The following is a 15454-nucleotide window of genomic DNA, read 5'->3' on the forward strand; positions in this document are numbered from 1 at the left end:
AGCGTGTCAGCTTAGCGCGCCGACCTTGTCCAAGATGGCCTGCGCGACGTCGGCGGCACTGGCCTGAGGATCGGCGCCGGGATCCGACGGCTGCGTATCACCGAAGAAGGCGACCTCGACCTCGACCAGGCAGTTGCCGCGGACGCCGAGGGCCCGCCCGGACTGCAGGGACGCCGAATCCAAGCCGCGCGATGCGAACCCCATCGAAATGGTCGCCGAAACAACGGGATTCGTGGCCTCGACGTTGGTAACCGCGGCCTTGAGCTTGAACACCGTGCCCGACAAGGGCATCGTCGTGCCATCGCATTTTTGCCACTGTTGGGAGAATTTCTCGAACAGCGCCCGGGCCTCGGCGGGGCTGGGCAAGCTGACCACGCCCTCCTTGACGCTGGTCACCTCCACGGACTTCGGGGCGTGCCGCCAGGTCTGAACCGCGACGTGACGCACCTGGCTGGATTGATAGACGACTCGCTGCAGCATCGACGCCACGCCCAGGCAGTCGCCGGGTGAGAGCCACCCGTCGTCCAATAACGCGTCGGGGCCACCGAACCGGGGCCGAAAGCGCGGATCAATCTTGAAGGACTGGTTGAGAATTCCCGCCAAAGCCCGATGACCCAGCAGGACCTGCTTGATGGTTTGCCCGTGCAGCGATCGCGGCGCGATGCCCGGCGCCGGTCGCGCCGTGCCGTCGACAACCGCGGTGCAGCCGGCGGTCGACATCACGAGCAGCAGCGCGGCCACGCTGCACCAACGCCGTGGCAAACGCGTGAGACATCGTGTCTGTGATTTACCTCTCATACGCATTTCATTCATCTTTCGGCTCCTGTTAGTTCACTGAAAGTTTACTTTTGGGAAGTCTGGGGCGCAGTAAGACACACCGAAGCCTCAGCGGCAAGGCAGCAATGTCTCAGGCCGCGGTAAGGCGCAGTGTCAGCTCAGGGCGCTGACCTTGTCCATCATCGCGCGCGCGACGTCGATGCCGCTGGTGTCCAGGTTGCCCGATCCCGGGTCGGACGGGCGCCGGTCGCCGAAGAAAACGACCTCCACCTCGACGAGGCAGTTCAACTGGACCCCGATGGCCCGTGCCTGTGGCGTGGGCCGCAGGGGCGGCATGTTGGGCAGCACCGACGTCGCGGTATTCGTCGCCGCGACAATGTTTTTGGAGGCGTCCGGTACGCGGACGTCGCCGATGACGATCGTCGTGCTGATCGGGCCGTTCTGCTCCGTCGTCGTGGTGCCGTTGCACTGCTGCCACTGCTGCGAGAACTGCGCGAACAGCGCCTGGGCCTGCGCGGCCGACGGCAGGGCGACGACGCCCTCGATGACGCTGATCACCTGCGCCGGATCGCCGTTGTTCCACCACGACTGCGCCGCAACGTCTTTGACGTCCGCGGACTGGTAGACGCTTTTCTGCAGCATCGCCGTCACGCCCAGGCAATTGGCCGGCGAGACGGTTTCGTCCTTTTGGCTCAGCACGTCGGGTCCGCCGAACTCGGCCGGCTTGCGGGTGGCGAAGGGCTGGTTGAGCATCCGCGACAAAACGTCGCCGTCGAGCAACACCCGGCGGACGGTGTCGCCGGTGAGCGGGCGTGGCTTCAGGTTGGGCGCCGGTTTCGCCGTGCCATCCACAACGCCGCCGCATCCGGCCGCCACCGCGGCGACCAACATCAACGCCGTCGCCGGCCCGAGGATTCGCACGGCTACTTCTTACCCTTGTCCCCGGCGGCGTCGGTGGACAGCGCGGCGACGAACGCCTCCTGCGGCACCTCGACCCGGCCGATCGTCTTCATCCGCTTCTTGCCTTCCTTCTGCTTTTCCAGAAGTTTGCGTTTGCGGGTGATGTCGCCGCCGTAGCATTTGGACAGCACGTCCTTGCGGATCGCCCGAATGTTCTCGCGGGCAATGATTTTCGATCCGATCGCCGCCTGCACCGGCACCTCGAACTGCTGGCGCGGGATCAGCTCCTTGAGCTTGGTGGTCATCTTGTTGCCGTAGGCGTACGCCGAATCCTTGTGCACGATCGCGCTGAACGCGTCGACGGCCTCGCCCTGCAGCAGGATGTCGACCTTGACCAACTCGGCCTCCTGCTCGCCCGCCTCCTCGTAGTCGAGGCTGGCATAGCCGCGGGTGCGTGACTTCAGGGAATCGAAGAAGTCGAAGATGATCTCGCCGAGCGGCATGGTGTAGCGCAATTCCACCCGCTCGGGCGACAGGTAATCCATGCCGCCCAGTTCACCGCGCCGGGACTGGCACAGCTCCATGATGGTGCCGATGAACTCGCTGGGGGCGATGATGGTGGTCTTCACGACGGGTTCGTAGACGATGCGGATCTTTCCCTCCGGCCAGTCCGACGGGTTGGTCACCCGGATTTCAGCGACCTCGTCGCCCTTGGCCTCTTTGACGACCCGGTAGACGACGTTCGGCGACGTCGAGATCAGGTCCAGGTCGAACTCGCGCTCCAGGCGCTCGCGGGTGATCTCCATGTGCAGCAGACCGAGGAAGCCGCAGCGGAAACCGAAGCCCAGCGCGACCGACGTCTCCGGCTCATAGGTCAGGGCGGCGTCGTTGAGCTGCAGGCGGTCCAGCGCGTCGCGCAGATCCGGGTAGTCCGAGCCGTCGACGGGATACAGCCCCGAATAGACCATCGGCTTGGGTTCGCGATAGCCCGTCAGCGCCTCGGTGGCGCCGTGGCGGGCTGTCGTCACCGTGTCGCCGACCTTGGACTGCCGGACGTCCTTCACTCCCGTGATCAGGTAACCCACCTCCCCCACCCCCAGGCCGCCGCTGGGCTTGGGTTCGGGCGAGACGATGCCGACCTCGAGCAGTTCGTGGGTGGCGCCGGTGGACATCATCGCGATGCGTTCGCGCGGGGTGATCTTGCCGTCCACCACGCGCACGTAGGTGACCACGCCGCGGTAGATGTCGTAGACGGAGTCGAAGATCATCGCGCGGGTGGGCGCGTCGGCGTCACCCTCGGGCGGCGGGACCTCACGCACGACGTGATCGAGCAGGTCGGCGACGCCCTCCCCGGTCTTGCCGGACACCCGCAACACGTCCTCGGGCTCGCAGCCGATGATGTGGGCGATCTCGCCGGCGTAGCGGTCGGGGTCGGCGGCCGGCAGGTCGATCTTGTTGAGCACCGGGATGATGTGCAGGTCACGGTCCAGCGCCAGGTACAGGTTGGCCAGCGTCTGCGCCTCGATGCCCTGGGCGGCGTCCACCAGCAGTACCGCGCCCTCGCAGGCCTCCAGCGCGCGCGACACCTCGTAGGTGAAGTCGACGTGGCCCGGGGTGTCGATCAGGTGCAGGACATAGTCGGTGTCGTCGATTTTCCAAGGCAGCCGCACGTTCTGCGCCTTGATGGTGATCCCGCGCTCCCGCTCGATGTCCATCCGGTCGAGGTACTGGGCGCGCATCGACCGCTCGTCGACGACGCCGGTGAGCTGAAGCATCCGGTCCGCCAGCGTCGACTTGCCGTGGTCGATGTGAGCGATGATGCAGAAATTCCTGATCTGCGCCGGCGGGGTGAAGGTTTTGTCGGCGAAACTGCTGATGGGAATCTCCTGGTCTGGGCCTGCTCGAGGCCGCCTGAGCGGTATGTCCAGGGTATCTGTGCGGGGTCGCCGGGACCTACTTGGACACATTCGCATCCGGCCGCCCGTGGTTATGCTGCGAATATGGCGTCTCCCCGCAAATCCCAATGGAAGACGTTGCAGCGCTTCGCCCGAAATGTGGTGATCTACGCGCAGACCGCCCAGGTCGTTGCGCGCGAACTCGAGCGCGCCGTGAAGATCACCGCGAACGTCATCGCCGCGGCCGCGCCACAGTCGCCGGCCGAGATCGCGACGGGGCGGCCGGTGACGAGCACCAGCTTCCCCACCGCCCAACGGGCGCGAAAGCTGGTCTACGCCCCGAACCTCGACGGCCGGGCCGATCCCGGCGAAATCGTGTGGACCTGGGTGGCCTACGAGGACGATCCCACCCGGGGGAAGGATCGACCGGTCCTGGTCGTGGGCCGTGACCGCCGCGTCCTGCTGGGGCTGATGGTCTCCAGCCAGCAGCGCCACGCCGGCGATCGCGACTGGGTCGGGATCGGGGCCGGCGCCTGGGATTACGAGGGCCGGGAGAGCTGGGTTCGCCTGGACCGGGTGCTCGACGTGCCCGAGGAGGGCATTCGCCGCGAGGGCGCGATCCTGGACCGCGAAATCTTCGACGTCATCGCGGCCCGGCTGCGGGCGGACTTCGCCTGGAGTTAGTGCCCGCAGTTCGCCGGCCGGGCAATCAGCCCTGGGTGATGTACGACTGCAGCTGCTCGTGCTCGGCCTCGAGCTCCTCCATCCGGGTCTTCACCACGTCACCGATGCTGACGATGCCGATCAGCTTCTTGCCGTCCAGCACCGGCACGTGGCGCACCCGGTTCTTGGTCATCAGCACACTCAGCGAGTCCACGGTGTCGGACTTCGTGCACGTGGCAACCGTGGAGGTCATGATCTTGGAGACCGGCCGCGACAGCACGCTCGCGCCATGGGTGTGCAGTTGGCGCACGACGTCGCGCTCCGAGACGATGCCGACGACGCCCTCGTCGCCGACCACCACCATGGCGCCGATGTTTTGCTCGGCGAGGCCGGCGAGCAGCTCCTTGACGGTCGCGTCGGGGTTGATCGTCACCACCGCCGCGCCCTTGTTCCGCAAGACGTCAGCAATCCGCATCAGGGCCTCCAGCCGGTTGTGATCCGCTTCACATCAGGCTACGGCTAACTCGCCCGGCGGGAAAGCCAACACGAAAAGCGGCAACCGCGGGCTCCCATACCCGCGGATTCCCGGCCCAAACCCGACGGCGAAATACCGCTGTGGATGCGTCGGGCTTGCAAGGATGAACGCATGATCGAGATCACCCTGCTGGGCACCGGAAGCCCCATCCCCGATCCCAACCGCGCCGGTCCGTCGACCCTGGTGCGAGCCGGCGGGCAGGTGTTTCTGGTCGACTGCGGGCGTGGGGTGCTGCAGCGCGCGGCGGCGGTCGGCGTGGGCGCCGCCGGGTTGTCGGCGCTGCTGCTGACCCACCTGCACAGCGACCACATCGGCGATCTCGGCGACCTCCTAATCACCCGGTGGGTCTCCACCTTCGCGCCCGAGCCCACGCCGCTGCCGATCATCGGGCCGCCCGGCACCGCCGAGACCGTGGAGGCGACGCTGAAGGCATTCGGCCACGACATCGGTTACCGCATCGCCCATCACGCCGACCTGAACGCGCCACCGGCGGTCGAGGTTCACGAATGCACCGAAGGACCGGTGTGGGACCGCGACGGGGTGTCGATCCGGGTCGCGCCCACCGACCACCGACCGGTGGCACCGACCATCGGGTTCCGCATCGAATCCGGCGCGACCTCGGTGGTGCTGGCGGGAGACACGGTCCCATGCGCGGGCCTGGACGAACTGGCAAGCGGCGCAAACGCATTGGTGCACACCGTGATCCGCAAGGACATCGTCGCCAACATCCCACAGCAGCGGCTTCAGGACATCTGCGATTACCACTCGTCGGTGGAGGAGGCGGCGACGACCGCCGACCGCACGGGCGTGGGCACCCTGGTGATGACGCACTACGTGCCGGCGCTGGTGCCCGGGCAAGAGGAACAGTGGCGCGCGCTGGCCGCCACCAAATTCGGCGGCCGCATCGAACTCGGCGACGACCTGCATCGAGTCGAGGTCAACCCGCGCTCGTAGCCGCCGTCCGGCGAATATCGTTGCGGCGCAAAGGAAGCAGGACGCCCTCCACTATCAGCCAGGCCAGCGCCGAGACCCGCGCGATCGGCAGGATCACCCCGAGTTCAGGCCACACCAGGACCAACGTCGCCGCTTCGGCCAGGGCGGCGATCGCCAGGCCGGTCCACGCCACCGGGCGCGGCGTCAACCCCAAGACGAGGCTGGGCACCGCCATGCCCGCCACCAGCAGCCCCAGCGCCACGATGTGGCCCGGGCCGCCGACCAGGAACACCAGGAAGTAGGCGGCGCGAACCAGCGCGGCGTCGGCGCTGACGTCCGGCCGCGACAGCGTCCAGCCCAGCAACCCGGCCAGGCCCAGGGCACCCGCGGCCAGCGTCCCGCCGACGAGGGCGATCGTCGCGCCGGGGGCGGTGACGCCGAGTTGCCGCAACCGGGCGCTGGCCGTCGCCGCGTAGATCGCCAACGGCACCGACGACGCGAACACCGCGGTGGCGATCACTTGCACCGCGAGCGGCTGGCCGCGGACGTACGCGATGACCGCGGCCGCCGGGCCGTAGGGCAACGGCATCACGCCGCCCAGCGCGACCCCGATCGCGAGGCCGCCGAACAGCAATCCGACACTCACGACGGCAAGCAACACCAGCGGCGGTCCGCCCTGCCGCCGGGGGCCGGCGACCGGCCGATTTCCATCTGCTCGTGAATCGTTCATGCGATGAACGATATGTCGGGTTCAGCTACTCCACAAGCCCGTGAATGATTCACAGAACGAATCATTCGTGAACGCTATGATGGCCCGGTGGCATCAGTTCCCGGCGACCGTCCCGACGGCGTGGCCTTCCTGTTGGCTCAGCTCGGCCATCACGCCGCGACACTGTTCGCCGAACAGGTGGCCACCCTCGAGTTGACGCCGCCGCACGCGGGAATCCTGCGCGCAATCGCCACAGAACCCGGTCGCAGCCAGCAGGCCCTCAGCGCCCAGTTGGGCATGCTGCCCAGCCGGGTGGTCGTCTACGTCGACGAACTGGAGGAACGCGGCTACGTCGAGCGGCGGCGCAACCCCGACGATCGCCGGTTGCACGCCCTTTACCTCACCGCCGCGGGAAAAAGGTTGATGCGCAAGCTCTCCGAGCTCGCACGCCAGCACGAGCTCCGGTTCGCCGCCACGCTTGACGCGGAGCAATACGGCACCCTGCGGGAGCTGCTCGCGGCGGTGGCACGGCAGCAAGGGCTGGCGCCCCATGTCCACCCCGGCTACAAGTCGATCGGTCGACCGGCAAACCCAGCCGGTTAACCCCGGATAGCGATAGGATCCGCTTCGGCAGTACATCCACCAAGGCGCGAGGTGCCGGATGTCGTTTGTAGTCGCAGGGCCGCAAGCAATGCTGGAGGGCGCGGCCGATATGGCCGGCGTCGGTTCGGCGATCAGGCAAGCCAACGCGCTCGCGGCGGCCGCGTCGGGCTAGGCCAGCCGGGTGACCTCGACGATCACGTCGAGATCGGTCGCGCCTTCCCCGGAATAGATGCCCTTAAGCGGAGCGACGTCGGTGTAGTCGCGCCCGGCGCCGACGCTGACGTACTGCTCGGTGATCTCGCTGTCGTTGGTGGGGTCGAAGCTCCACCAGCCGCCGGTCCAGGCCTGAATCCACGCGTGGCTTCGCCCGTCGACGGTGTCGCCCACGACGGCGTTCCGCTTCGGGTGCAGATACCCGGACACGTAGCGTCCCGGAATTCCCATGGCGCGCAACAACATCAGCGACAGGTGCACGAAGTCCTGGCAGACGCCCTTGCCCTCGTTCAGCGCGTCCAGCCCGGAGGAGTGCACCCCGGTGGTCCCCGGCAGATAATCCAGCTCGCCGCGCACCCACTTGCCCGCCACGACGACGGCCTCGGCGGGGTCATAGGACTTGGCGATCTTCTTGGCCACCGACGCGACGCGCTTGCCGGTCGGGGTGTGCGCGGTGGGCCGCAGCAATTCGTCGAAACGATCGATCACGGCCTCGGACCGCAGGTCGTTCCAGCTGACCTCGGCCACCGCCGGCTCCCCCCGTTCGGTCTCGACGACCGACGACGAGGTCACCGTGAGATCGGTGTGCGGCGCGTGCAGGTCGAACGCGGTGACGGCGGTGCCCCAATAGTCGATGTAGCGGTGCGACCTTGTCGCCGGGATGGTTTCGACGCGATTGAGGATGACGTTTTGCCTGGTGTCCGATCGCGGGGTCAGGCGAGCTTCGTTATAGGAGGCCGTCACCGGCGACTGGTAGGCGTAGCCGGTGGTGTGCACGACGCGCAGCCGCCACATCAGTTTTCGCCCTGCCTGCCGACCAGTCGGGCGCCCTGGCCCGCGTCCGACCACGCAACCCAGGGAGTCACGTGGAAGTACTGCAGCGACAACGCTTCTCCGACATCCCGACAGGTTCGCTGCAGGCCCGCCAAGCGGCTGTCCAGCGACTCGAGCAACACGCCCGGTTGGACGAATTCCAGTTCGCTGCGGGCCTTCCCGAGCAACCGCTGCGCTTCGGCGGTGGCCCCGATCCGGCTCTGCGGGCTGTGCACCAGCTCGTCAAGGTTGTCCTCGGCCAGCCTCAAGGAGTAGAACACCGAGCGCGGAAAGAGACGGTCCAGCAACATGAATTGGACCACCCGGCCCGCGTCCAACACCCCCCGGTAGGTCCGCAGGTAGGTGTCGTGTGCGCCCGCAGAACGCAGCAGGGTCACCCACGCCGGCGACGATGCGCTGTCGCCGACCCGCGACAGCAGCAGCCGCACCGTCATGTCGACCCGCTCGATCGCGCGGCCCAGCAACATGAACCGGTATCCGTCGTCGCGCGACAGCGTCGAGTCGGCCAGCCCGGCGAACATCGCCGCGCGGCCCTCGATGAACGCCAGGAATTCATGTGGCCCAAGGCGTTTCGCGGCGCGCTCGCGTTCGGCCAGGGCGTGGTAGGTGGTGTTGAGGCACTCCCAGATCTCGCTGGACGTCACCTCGCGGGCCGACTTCGCGTTCTCCCGCGCCGCGGTGATGGCGTCGACGATCGAACAGCCGCCCGACGCGTTGGTGCTGAAGGCCACCAGGTCGGTAAGCGACCACACGTCCAGGTCGTGATCCGGTGGGTCGATGCCGAGGACCCGCAGCAGCAGCCGGGATGCCTGGTCCGGGTCGACGCTGGAGTCCTCGAGCAGCTGGTGCAGCGCGACGTCCAGGATTCGTGCGGTGTCGTCGGCGCGCTCGACGTAGCGACCGATCCAGTAGAGCGCCTCGGCGTTGCGGGCCAGCATCAGCGCATCCTCTGCTGTTGCTGCTGCTGGGGCTGCTCGTCCGGCGCCCCGCTGGGCTGCGCTTGGTGCTGCGACAGCCGTGGTGAACCGTCGAGCACCGGGTCCGGGATGGACCTCGGCAGTGACCGCACCACCTCCGCGGCGCCCAGCTCCCGGGCGCCGGCCGCGGCGCGCGGCGCCAACACCCAGGTGTCCTTGGAGCCGCCGCCCTGGCTGGAGTTGACCACCCGCGAGCCCTCGACCAGGGCCACCCGGGTCAATCCGCCCGGCAGCACCCACACGTCGTCGCCGTCGTTGACTGCGAACGGCCGCAGGTCGACGTAGCGGGGCGCCAGCGCGCTGCCGACCTGCGTCGGCACGGTCGACAGCTCCATCATCGGCTGGGCGATCCAGCTGCGCGGGTCGTCGCGGATCTTCTTGGCGACGGCGGCCAACTCTTTGTCGGACGCTTCCGGGCCGAACACGATCCCGTAACCGCCGGACCCTTCGACCGGCTTGAGCACCAATTCGTCGATGCGGTCGAGGACCTCTTCGCGCTCGTCGTCCAGCCAGCATCGGTACGTCTCGACGTTCGCCAGTAGGGGCTTCTCGCCGAGGTAGTACTCGATCATGGTCGGCACGTAGGTGTAGACGAGCTTGTCGTCGCCCACGCCGTTGCCGATCGCGCTGGAGATGACGACGTTGCCGGCGCGGGCGGCGTTGACCAGGCCGGCCACCCCGAGCACCGAGTCGGCGCGGAACTGCAGCGGGTCCAGGAACGTGTCGTCGATGCGCCGGTAGATGACGTCGACCTGGCGCTCGCCCTCGGTGGTGCGCATGTACACCTGGTTGTCGCGGCAGAACAGGTCGCGGCCTTCGACGAGCTCGACGCCCATCTGGCGGGCCAGCAGCGAATGCTCGAAGTAGGCCGAGTTCGCCACGCCGGGGGTCAGGACGACGACGGTGGGATCGGCCTCGTTGGTGGCCGCGGAATTGCGCAGCGCGCGCAGCAGGTGAGAGGCGTAGTCGTCGACCGCGCGCACGCGGTGGGTGGCGAATAGGTTGGGGAAGACCCGCGCCATGGTGCGCCGGTTCTCCATCACGTACGACACCCCCGAGGGTGAGCGCAGGTTGTCCTCCAGGACGCGGAAGTTGCCCTTCTCGTCGCGGATCAGGTCGATGCCGGCGACGTGGATCCGCACCCCGTTGGGCGGGACGATGCCGAAGGCCTCCCGGTGAAAGTGCTCGCAGGAGGTGATCAGGCGGCGCGGAATGATGTCGTCGTTCAGGATTTCCTGGTCGCCATAGATGTCATCGAGGTACATCTCGAGCGCCTTGACCCGCTGGGTGATGCCGCGCTCCAACCGGCTCCACTCGGCCGCCGAGATGACGCGCGGCACCAGGTCGAGCGGGAACGGCCGCTCCTGGCCCGACAACGAGAACGTGATGCCCTGGTCGATGAACGCGCGGCCCAGCGCCTCGGCGCGGGCCTTCAGCTCGGACGCGTCGGACGGCGCCAGCTCGGCGTAGATGCCCTTGTACGGGCCGCGGACCGTGCCCTGGGCGTCGAACATCTCGTCGAAGGCCTTGGAGTAAACGCTGGCGTACGAGTCCGACTCGGTGTAGCCGCGGAAGATGCGTTCGGAGCGCGCATCCGGCCGCGCTGCGGCGCCGCGCGATCCCCGCCTGGTGTCCTCAAGCTGGCTCGGAAGACTCACTTTAGAGATGGTGCCTCACATCGGCGTTGTGGCAGGCCACGGGTTCCCCTTTTGGGAAAAAACGTAACCGACTGCTAACCTGGGCAGTCGCTATTGGGTGTGGGGCGCCCCCCGAGAAGCACCGCAATCACCGATTCGAAGAAGGAACTCACGCGTGGCCAACATCAAGTCGCAGCAGAAGCGCATCAAGACCAACGAGCGCGCCCGGCTGCGCAACAAGTCGGTGAAGTCCTCGCTGCGTACCGCCGTCCGCGCGTTCCGGGAGGCCGCCGAGGGCGGCGACAAAGAGAAGGCCGCGGAGTTGCTGGTCTCGACCAACCGCAAGCTGGACAAAGCGGCCAGCAAGGGCGTGATCCACAAGAACCAGGCCGCGAACAAGAAGTCGGCTCTGGCGCGGGCGCTCAACAAGATCTGAGCACCCCAGCTTCTCAGGGCCTGTCAGCGGCCCCGGTCGGCCACCAATTCGGCAACCTGCCGCACCGCCGATTCCAGCGCGTAGTCCGCGTCGGCGACGGCCCCCTTCACGTTGGCGTTGAGCTCCGCCACGACTTTCATCGCGACCGCAACCGTTTCGCGCGTCCAGCGCCGGGCCTGCTTCTGGGCCTTCTGCACACGCCAGGGCGGCATGCCCAGCTGCGACGCCAGGCGGTACGGGTCGCCGGATAGCGGTCCCACCCGGCCGATGGTGTGCACGGCCTCTGCCAGCGCGTCGGCCAGCACCACCAGCGGCTCGCCGCGCATCATCGCCCACCGCAGCGCCTCGGTGGCCCCGGCGACGTCGCCCGCCACCGCCTTGTCGGCGATGTCGAAGCCCTTCACCTCCGCCTTCCCGCTGTGATAGCGGCGCACCGCGGCGGCATCGACGTGACCGGCGGTGTCGGCGACCAGTTGCGAGCACGCGGCGGCCAGCTCGCGCACGTCGGACCCGACGGCGTCGAGCAGCGCCGTCACCGTCTCCTCGTCGACCTTGACCCGCAGCGCGCGGAATTCCTTGCGGATGAAGTCGACGCGTTCGCTGAGCTTGGCGATCCGCGCGCAGGGATGCACCTCGGCGCCCAGCGACTGCAGCTCGGTGGCGAGCGCCTTGGCGCGCCCGCCGCCCGAGTGCACCACCACCAGCACCGTGCCGGCCGGCACGTCGGCGGCCGCCGCGGCGATGACCGTGGCCGCGTCCTTGCCGGCTTCGGCGGCCGCCTCCAGCACCACGATGCGCTCGTCGGCGAACAGCGACGGGCTGAGCAGCTCGGCGAGCTCGTACGTGCCGACGTCGCCGGCCCGCATCCGGCTCACCGGGACGTCGTCGGTGCCGGCGCGCTCGCGCGCCGACCGCAGCACGTCGGCCACGGCCCGCTCGACCAGCAGCTCCTCGTCCCCCAGCACCAGGTGCAGGTGCGCAACCTCGCTCACCCCCCGATGGTGTCACGGGCCACCGACTAACCGGCGAGCGCTCCCGACAGCGACCAGGCCAGCGCGCACACGGCCGCCGCTCCCCCGGCCCATCCGAGCGCCCGGCGACACCAGCGCCAGCGCCACACCAGCCTGCCCACCAGAACCACCGCTACCGTGGCCGAGGCGACCAGCACCACACCGGGCGCACCGGCCGGAACCGGCAGCGTCGCCGCGGGCACGCCGGCCGACCACCTCGCCACGTTCACGACCCACCACAGTTCGGGGCCGGTGAAACGGATCAACAGCTGCGCGCCGGCAGGCCACGCGACACACAGCAGGGCCGCCGCGCTGCCCAGCACGGTGATCGGCGCGATCACCGGCGCGACCGCGAGGTTGGCGGCCACGGCGACCAGGCTGACGCGGCCCGAGATGCCGGCGACCAGCGGGGCGGTCACCACGTGTGCGGCGCAGGCGACGGCGAGCGCATCCGCCAGCGGCTTGGGCCAGCCCCTGCCGACCAGGCGCCGCGACCACACCGGCGCGATCAGAATCAGCGCGGCCGTCGCCAGCACCGACAGCGCAAAGCCCACGTCGACGGCGAGGTGCGGGGCGACCGCCAGCAGGATCAGCACCGCGGCGGACAGGGCCGGAATCGCCTGCCGCCGACGCGACGACAGCACCCCCGTCAGCGCGATGGCGGCCATCACGGCGGCCCGCAGCACGCTTGCCGTCGGCTGCACCACGATGACGAACGCCACCAGCGCCATCGCGGCGAGGGCGACGGCGGCGCGCGGCCCGATCAACCGGGCCGAGAACAGCACCGCCCCGCACACGATCGTGACGTTGGCCCCCGACACCGCGGTCAGGTGCGTCATGCCGGCCGCCCGAAAGTCGCGGCTGGTCTGGCCGGTGACGGCCGAGGTATCGCCGAGAACCAGGGCGGGCAGCATCGCGGCCTGGTCCACTGTCAGGGTCTCGCGGGCGGCGGCGGCGAACCGGCCGCGCACGGCGTGGGCGGCGCGCTGCACCACCCCGGCGGTGCCCATGGTCGGACGGCCCGACGCGTTGAGCACCGCGACGGTCAGGTCATGGCGGCCCGGACGGCTGATCCGCGCGGTGAACCGCACTGGCCGGCCCACGGTGAGGTCACCGAAGTCCGACGCCCGGGCGAAGACCACCACTCGACCGGACATCCTGTCGTCGCGCAGGCGCTGCAGGGTGGCGCGAAACATCAGTCGGCCCGGGCCGAGGGGCAACGGGCTCTCGGTCGGGCTGACCGTCACCGGGACGGCCGTGCCGAACGCCGCGGTGATCGGGTGGTGAGCGACCGCGTCGCTGCGCAGCGCGATCGCCAGCCCGAACCCCGCGCCCACCACGCCGACCGCCCCCAGGCCGGCGCCGACCGTCCGCAACAGGGGGGCCCGGGCCGGCCCGAGCGCCGCGTGGCAAGCCAGCGCCGCACCCACGCCGAGCAGCACGACACAACACGAAGCGACCACCCGTCCGACCGGCCAGCAGATACCGGCCGCGGTGACCAGCCAGCCGGTCAGCGCGGCCGGGACCAGCCGCACATCGACGTGTGCGGACGCCGGGTCGCGCACTGCGGTCAGACACGGACCAGTGGGCGCAGTTTCTCCAGCCGCGCCGGGCCGATGCCGTCGACGTCGGCGAGCTGGTCGACGCTGGTGAATTTCCCGTTCGCCTGCCGCCACGCGACGATGGCCGCGGCGGTGACCGGCCCGACCCCGGGCAGCGCGTCCAGCTGCTCCTGGGTCGCGGTATTCAGGTCGAGCGCCTCACCGGGCTTCGGCTTGACCGTCCCCGAGACCGGTCCCGGCGTCCCGGATGCCGCCGACGTCCCGGCGGACACCGAGCTGCCAAGCGCCGTGCGCTGACCCGCGACGGGAGCGAGCCCGACCACGATCTGCTCGCCGTCGCCGACCGGCCGAGCCATGTTCAACCCGATGGTGTCGGCGCCGTTCACCGGCCCCCCGGCGGCCTGCAGGGCGTCGGCGATGCGGGCGCCGGGCGCCAGGGTGACCAGCCCGGGGGTGTGCACCAGCCCGACCACGCTGACCACCACCGGCCGGTCGGATGCAGGCGGCCCGGCACCCGGGCTCGCCGACGACCTGGGGCTTGCGGTCGCGGCCTTCTCCACCGGCGGCAGCTTGGCCGACATCACCGGCGCAGGCCGGTCGCGCACCAGGGTGAACACCGTCACCAGCACCGCGAGGGCGGTCACCACCGCCAAGGCGATGGCGCCGGCGCGGCCCGGGTCGGCGCGCATCTTCGCCACCCAACCCCGGTGATCGGCGGCGTCGGGAAGCCAGCGCGGCAACAGCGAGTTCGGGTCCTCTGATTCGCCCGAGTCCGGGGACTGTTCCTCGGAGTCCGACTCGTCGGCCGCATCGGTGTCGGGGTCGGCGCCGAGGCGTCGCTGTAGCCGCTCGGCGGGCAGTTCTGTTGGCATGGGCCGACCGTAGGTGCGCCGAGCGCCACGACGCCCTGCGCGACGGCGTCGCGACGCCGGAGTGTGGACGAATCCGAGGCTGTGCAAAAGAGGATGCCGGGTTTGGCCTGCGCATGCGGGGGTAGCCAGCCGCGTATGAACCCGGAGGCAAAGCCGACGTCGGACGCCTCGATCGGCGAGCTGATGAGTCAGCTTTCGTCGCAGCTGTCACGGCTGGTTCGCGACGAAATGCAGTTGGCACAGAAGGAAATCGAACAATCGGCGAAACGTGCGGGCATTGGCGCGGGACTGTTCGGCGCGGCCGGAATACTTGCATTAGCGGGCCTGGCCAGCCTGATCGCGGCGGGCATTGCCGCGGTGGCGCTGGCAGTGCCGGTGTGGGCAGCCGCCCTGATTGTCGGCGCGGCACTGTTCGCCGCGGCCGGGGTCGCGGCGCTGCTCAGTAAGCACCAAGCCGAAGACGTCACACCGGCGGCACCCTTCACCGTCGCCAACATCAAGAAAGACGTCCAGAAAGTGAAAGACGCCCGCCATGAGCGGAGCTGAACGGCCGCGGGGTCCCGGAACTCCACCGGTTGAGCCCGACGCCAGCATCCACGAACTGCAGGCCGACATCGAGCAGACACGCGAGCAACTCGGCGCCACCGTCGAAGCGATCGCCGGCAAGGCCGATAGGATCCGGTCCGCTGCGCCACGCCTGGCGATAGCGGCCGTCCTCGGCGTGGCCACGATCGTCGGCTTGGCCTGGTGGCGACGCCGGCGATGAACGCCCGGCGGTGACGGGGCGGCGCCCGTGCCCCCGATTAACGTTGAACGGCGTTGTGCGCCTAACGTGCAGGACGAGACTGCCGGTGTGACGCTGAGGGTTCACCATCCGGTGGTCGCGCGACAAAGGAGG

The 15454-nt window shown here is 69.1% G+C and carries 17 protein-coding genes and 1 pseudogene; 7 read left to right on the forward strand and 11 right to left on the reverse strand.

The window, feature by feature from the left end:
- Positions 1–6: 6 nt before the first annotated feature.
- The 3 genes and pseudogenes from AC5Y4S_RS08610 to lepA all read right to left on the reverse strand — a co-directional run bounded on the left by AC5Y4S_RS08610 (position 7) and on the right by lepA (position 3696).
- Positions 7–741, reverse strand: a complete 735-nt coding sequence (locus AC5Y4S_RS08610; protein WP_500032229.1) for a sensor domain-containing protein — start codon at positions 739–741, stop codon at positions 7–9.
- A 189-nt stretch (positions 742–930) separates the two neighbouring features.
- Positions 931–1698, reverse strand: a complete 768-nt coding sequence (locus tag AC5Y4S_RS08615; protein WP_500032230.1) for a sensor domain-containing protein — start codon at positions 1696–1698, stop codon at positions 931–933.
- A gap of 2 nt (positions 1699–1700) precedes the next feature.
- A pseudogene (gene lepA, locus AC5Y4S_RS08620) lies at positions 1701–3696 on the reverse strand (translation elongation factor 4).
- Here lepA and AC5Y4S_RS08625 point away from each other — a divergent pair.
- Positions 3678–4256, forward strand: a complete 579-nt coding sequence (locus tag AC5Y4S_RS08625) for a type II toxin-antitoxin system PemK/MazF family toxin (RefSeq protein ID WP_500032231.1) — start codon at positions 3678–3680, stop codon at positions 4254–4256. The pseudogene lepA and the gene AC5Y4S_RS08625 sit on opposite strands and share 19 nt — an antisense overlap.
- A gap of 25 nt (positions 4257–4281) precedes the next feature.
- Here AC5Y4S_RS08625 and AC5Y4S_RS08630 read toward each other — a convergent pair whose 3' ends face one another.
- Positions 4282–4710, reverse strand: coding sequence for a CBS domain-containing protein (locus AC5Y4S_RS08630; protein ID WP_068128117.1), 429 nt, complete (start codon positions 4708–4710; stop codon positions 4282–4284).
- Positions 4711–4881: 171 nt separating this feature from the next.
- Here AC5Y4S_RS08630 and AC5Y4S_RS08635 point away from each other — a divergent pair, with 171 nt between their 5' ends.
- Entirely contained in the window at positions 4882–5724 is an 843-nt protein-coding gene (locus AC5Y4S_RS08635) for a ribonuclease Z (protein ID WP_500032232.1), read from the forward strand.
- Here the strand turns inward: AC5Y4S_RS08635 and AC5Y4S_RS08640 are convergent.
- Positions 5708–6433: a hypothetical protein gene (locus AC5Y4S_RS08640; protein ID WP_500032233.1), complete on the reverse strand. Its 726-nt coding sequence runs from the start codon at positions 6431–6433 to the stop codon at positions 5708–5710. The two genes, AC5Y4S_RS08635 and AC5Y4S_RS08640, sit on opposite strands and share 17 nt — an antisense overlap.
- An 87-nt stretch (positions 6434–6520) precedes the next feature.
- Here AC5Y4S_RS08640 and AC5Y4S_RS08645 point away from each other — a divergent pair, with 87 nt between their 5' ends.
- Entirely contained in the window at positions 6521–7015 is a 495-nt protein-coding gene (locus AC5Y4S_RS08645) for a MarR family winged helix-turn-helix transcriptional regulator (RefSeq protein WP_500032234.1), read from the forward strand.
- A gap of 58 nt (positions 7016–7073) precedes the next feature.
- Complete coding sequence (locus AC5Y4S_RS08650) at positions 7074–7187, forward strand: PE domain-containing protein (RefSeq protein ID WP_500032235.1); 114 nt, start codon at positions 7074–7076, stop codon at positions 7185–7187.
- On the opposite strand, the gene AC5Y4S_RS08655 is transcribed toward AC5Y4S_RS08650, so the two are convergent.
- The 3 genes from AC5Y4S_RS08655 to AC5Y4S_RS08665 are packed head-to-tail and all read right to left on the reverse strand — an operon-like array spanning position 7184 to position 10706.
- Entirely contained in the window at positions 7184–8023 is an 840-nt protein-coding gene (locus AC5Y4S_RS08655; protein WP_500032236.1) for a transglutaminase family protein, read from the reverse strand. The genes AC5Y4S_RS08650 and AC5Y4S_RS08655 overlap by 4 nt on opposite strands.
- Positions 8023–9000, reverse strand: a complete 978-nt coding sequence (locus AC5Y4S_RS08660; RefSeq protein ID WP_068177226.1) for an alpha-E domain-containing protein — start codon at positions 8998–9000, stop codon at positions 8023–8025. Before AC5Y4S_RS08660 ends, AC5Y4S_RS08655 begins: the two co-directional genes overlap by 1 nt.
- Positions 9000–10706 (reverse strand): circularly permuted type 2 ATP-grasp protein, encoded by a 1707-nt coding sequence (locus AC5Y4S_RS08665; RefSeq protein ID WP_500033269.1) that lies wholly within the window; start codon positions 10704–10706, stop codon positions 9000–9002. The genes AC5Y4S_RS08660 and AC5Y4S_RS08665 overlap by 1 nt, the downstream gene beginning before the upstream one ends.
- A gap of 145 nt (positions 10707–10851) precedes the next feature.
- Between AC5Y4S_RS08665 and rpsT the strand changes: the two genes are divergently transcribed.
- Positions 10852–11112, forward strand: a complete 261-nt coding sequence (rpsT, locus tag AC5Y4S_RS08670; RefSeq protein ID WP_068107880.1) for a 30S ribosomal protein S20 — start codon at positions 10852–10854, stop codon at positions 11110–11112.
- A gap of 23 nt (positions 11113–11135) precedes the next feature.
- On the opposite strand, the gene holA is transcribed toward rpsT, so the two are convergent.
- From holA to AC5Y4S_RS08685, 3 genes are read right to left on the reverse strand one after another with little or no spacing between them, the layout of a single operon-like run.
- The gene (holA, locus tag AC5Y4S_RS08675; RefSeq protein WP_500033270.1) at positions 11136–12086 is read right to left on the reverse strand and encodes a DNA polymerase III subunit delta; all 951 of its coding nucleotides are present in this window, start codon (positions 12084–12086) and stop codon (positions 11136–11138) included.
- A gap of 44 nt (positions 12087–12130) precedes the next feature.
- Positions 12131–13657 carry a ComEC/Rec2 family competence protein gene (locus tag AC5Y4S_RS08680; RefSeq protein WP_500033271.1) on the reverse strand — a complete coding sequence of 509 codons (1527 nt, stop codon included), beginning with the start codon at positions 13655–13657 and terminating at the stop codon, positions 12131–12133.
- 35 nt (positions 13658–13692) lie between these two features.
- The gene (locus tag AC5Y4S_RS08685) at positions 13693–14556 is read right to left on the reverse strand and encodes a ComEA family DNA-binding protein (protein ID WP_500032237.1); all 864 of its coding nucleotides are present in this window, start codon (positions 14554–14556) and stop codon (positions 13693–13695) included.
- Between the two features lie 135 nt (positions 14557–14691).
- On the opposite strand from AC5Y4S_RS08685, the gene AC5Y4S_RS08690 reads away from it, so the two are divergent.
- Both AC5Y4S_RS08690 and AC5Y4S_RS08695 read left to right on the forward strand, forming a co-directional pair.
- Positions 14692–15102: a phage holin family protein gene (locus AC5Y4S_RS08690; RefSeq protein ID WP_500032238.1), complete on the forward strand. Its 411-nt coding sequence runs from the start codon at positions 14692–14694 to the stop codon at positions 15100–15102.
- Positions 15089–15322, forward strand: coding sequence for a DUF3618 domain-containing protein (locus AC5Y4S_RS08695; protein ID WP_500032239.1), 234 nt, complete (start codon positions 15089–15091; stop codon positions 15320–15322). Before AC5Y4S_RS08690 ends, AC5Y4S_RS08695 begins: the two co-directional genes overlap by 14 nt.
- The last annotated feature ends 132 nt before the right edge of the window (positions 15323–15454 follow it).

Source organism: Mycobacterium sp. NGS64 (genome assembly GCF_059812245.1).

Excerpts from the sequence above, each read along its gene's own strand:
- AC5Y4S_RS08695 (WP_500032239.1), top strand. The coding sequence starts at position 15,089 with ATGAGCGGAGCTGAACGGCCGCGGGGTCCCGGAACTCCACCGGTTGAG.
- AC5Y4S_RS08660 (WP_068177226.1), bottom strand. The coding sequence starts at position 9,000 with ATGCTGGCCCGCAACGCCGAGGCGCTCTACTGGATCGGTCGCTACGTC.
- AC5Y4S_RS08630 (WP_068128117.1), bottom strand. The coding sequence starts at position 4,710 with ATGCGGATTGCTGACGTCTTGCGGAACAAGGGCGCGGCGGTGGTGACG.
- AC5Y4S_RS08635 (WP_500032232.1), top strand. The coding sequence starts at position 4,882 with ATGATCGAGATCACCCTGCTGGGCACCGGAAGCCCCATCCCCGATCCC.
- AC5Y4S_RS08650 (WP_500032235.1), top strand. The coding sequence starts at position 7,074 with ATGTCGTTTGTAGTCGCAGGGCCGCAAGCAATGCTGGAGGGCGCGGCC.
- AC5Y4S_RS08690 (WP_500032238.1), top strand. The coding sequence starts at position 14,692 with ATGAACCCGGAGGCAAAGCCGACGTCGGACGCCTCGATCGGCGAGCTG.
- AC5Y4S_RS08655 (WP_500032236.1), bottom strand. The coding sequence starts at position 8,023 with ATGTGGCGGCTGCGCGTCGTGCACACCACCGGCTACGCCTACCAGTCG.
- AC5Y4S_RS08640 (WP_500032233.1), bottom strand. The coding sequence starts at position 6,433 with ATGAACGATTCACGAGCAGATGGAAATCGGCCGGTCGCCGGCCCCCGG.
- AC5Y4S_RS08625 (WP_500032231.1), top strand. The coding sequence starts at position 3,678 with ATGGCGTCTCCCCGCAAATCCCAATGGAAGACGTTGCAGCGCTTCGCC.
- AC5Y4S_RS08685 (WP_500032237.1), bottom strand. The coding sequence starts at position 14,556 with ATGCCAACAGAACTGCCCGCCGAGCGGCTACAGCGACGCCTCGGCGCC.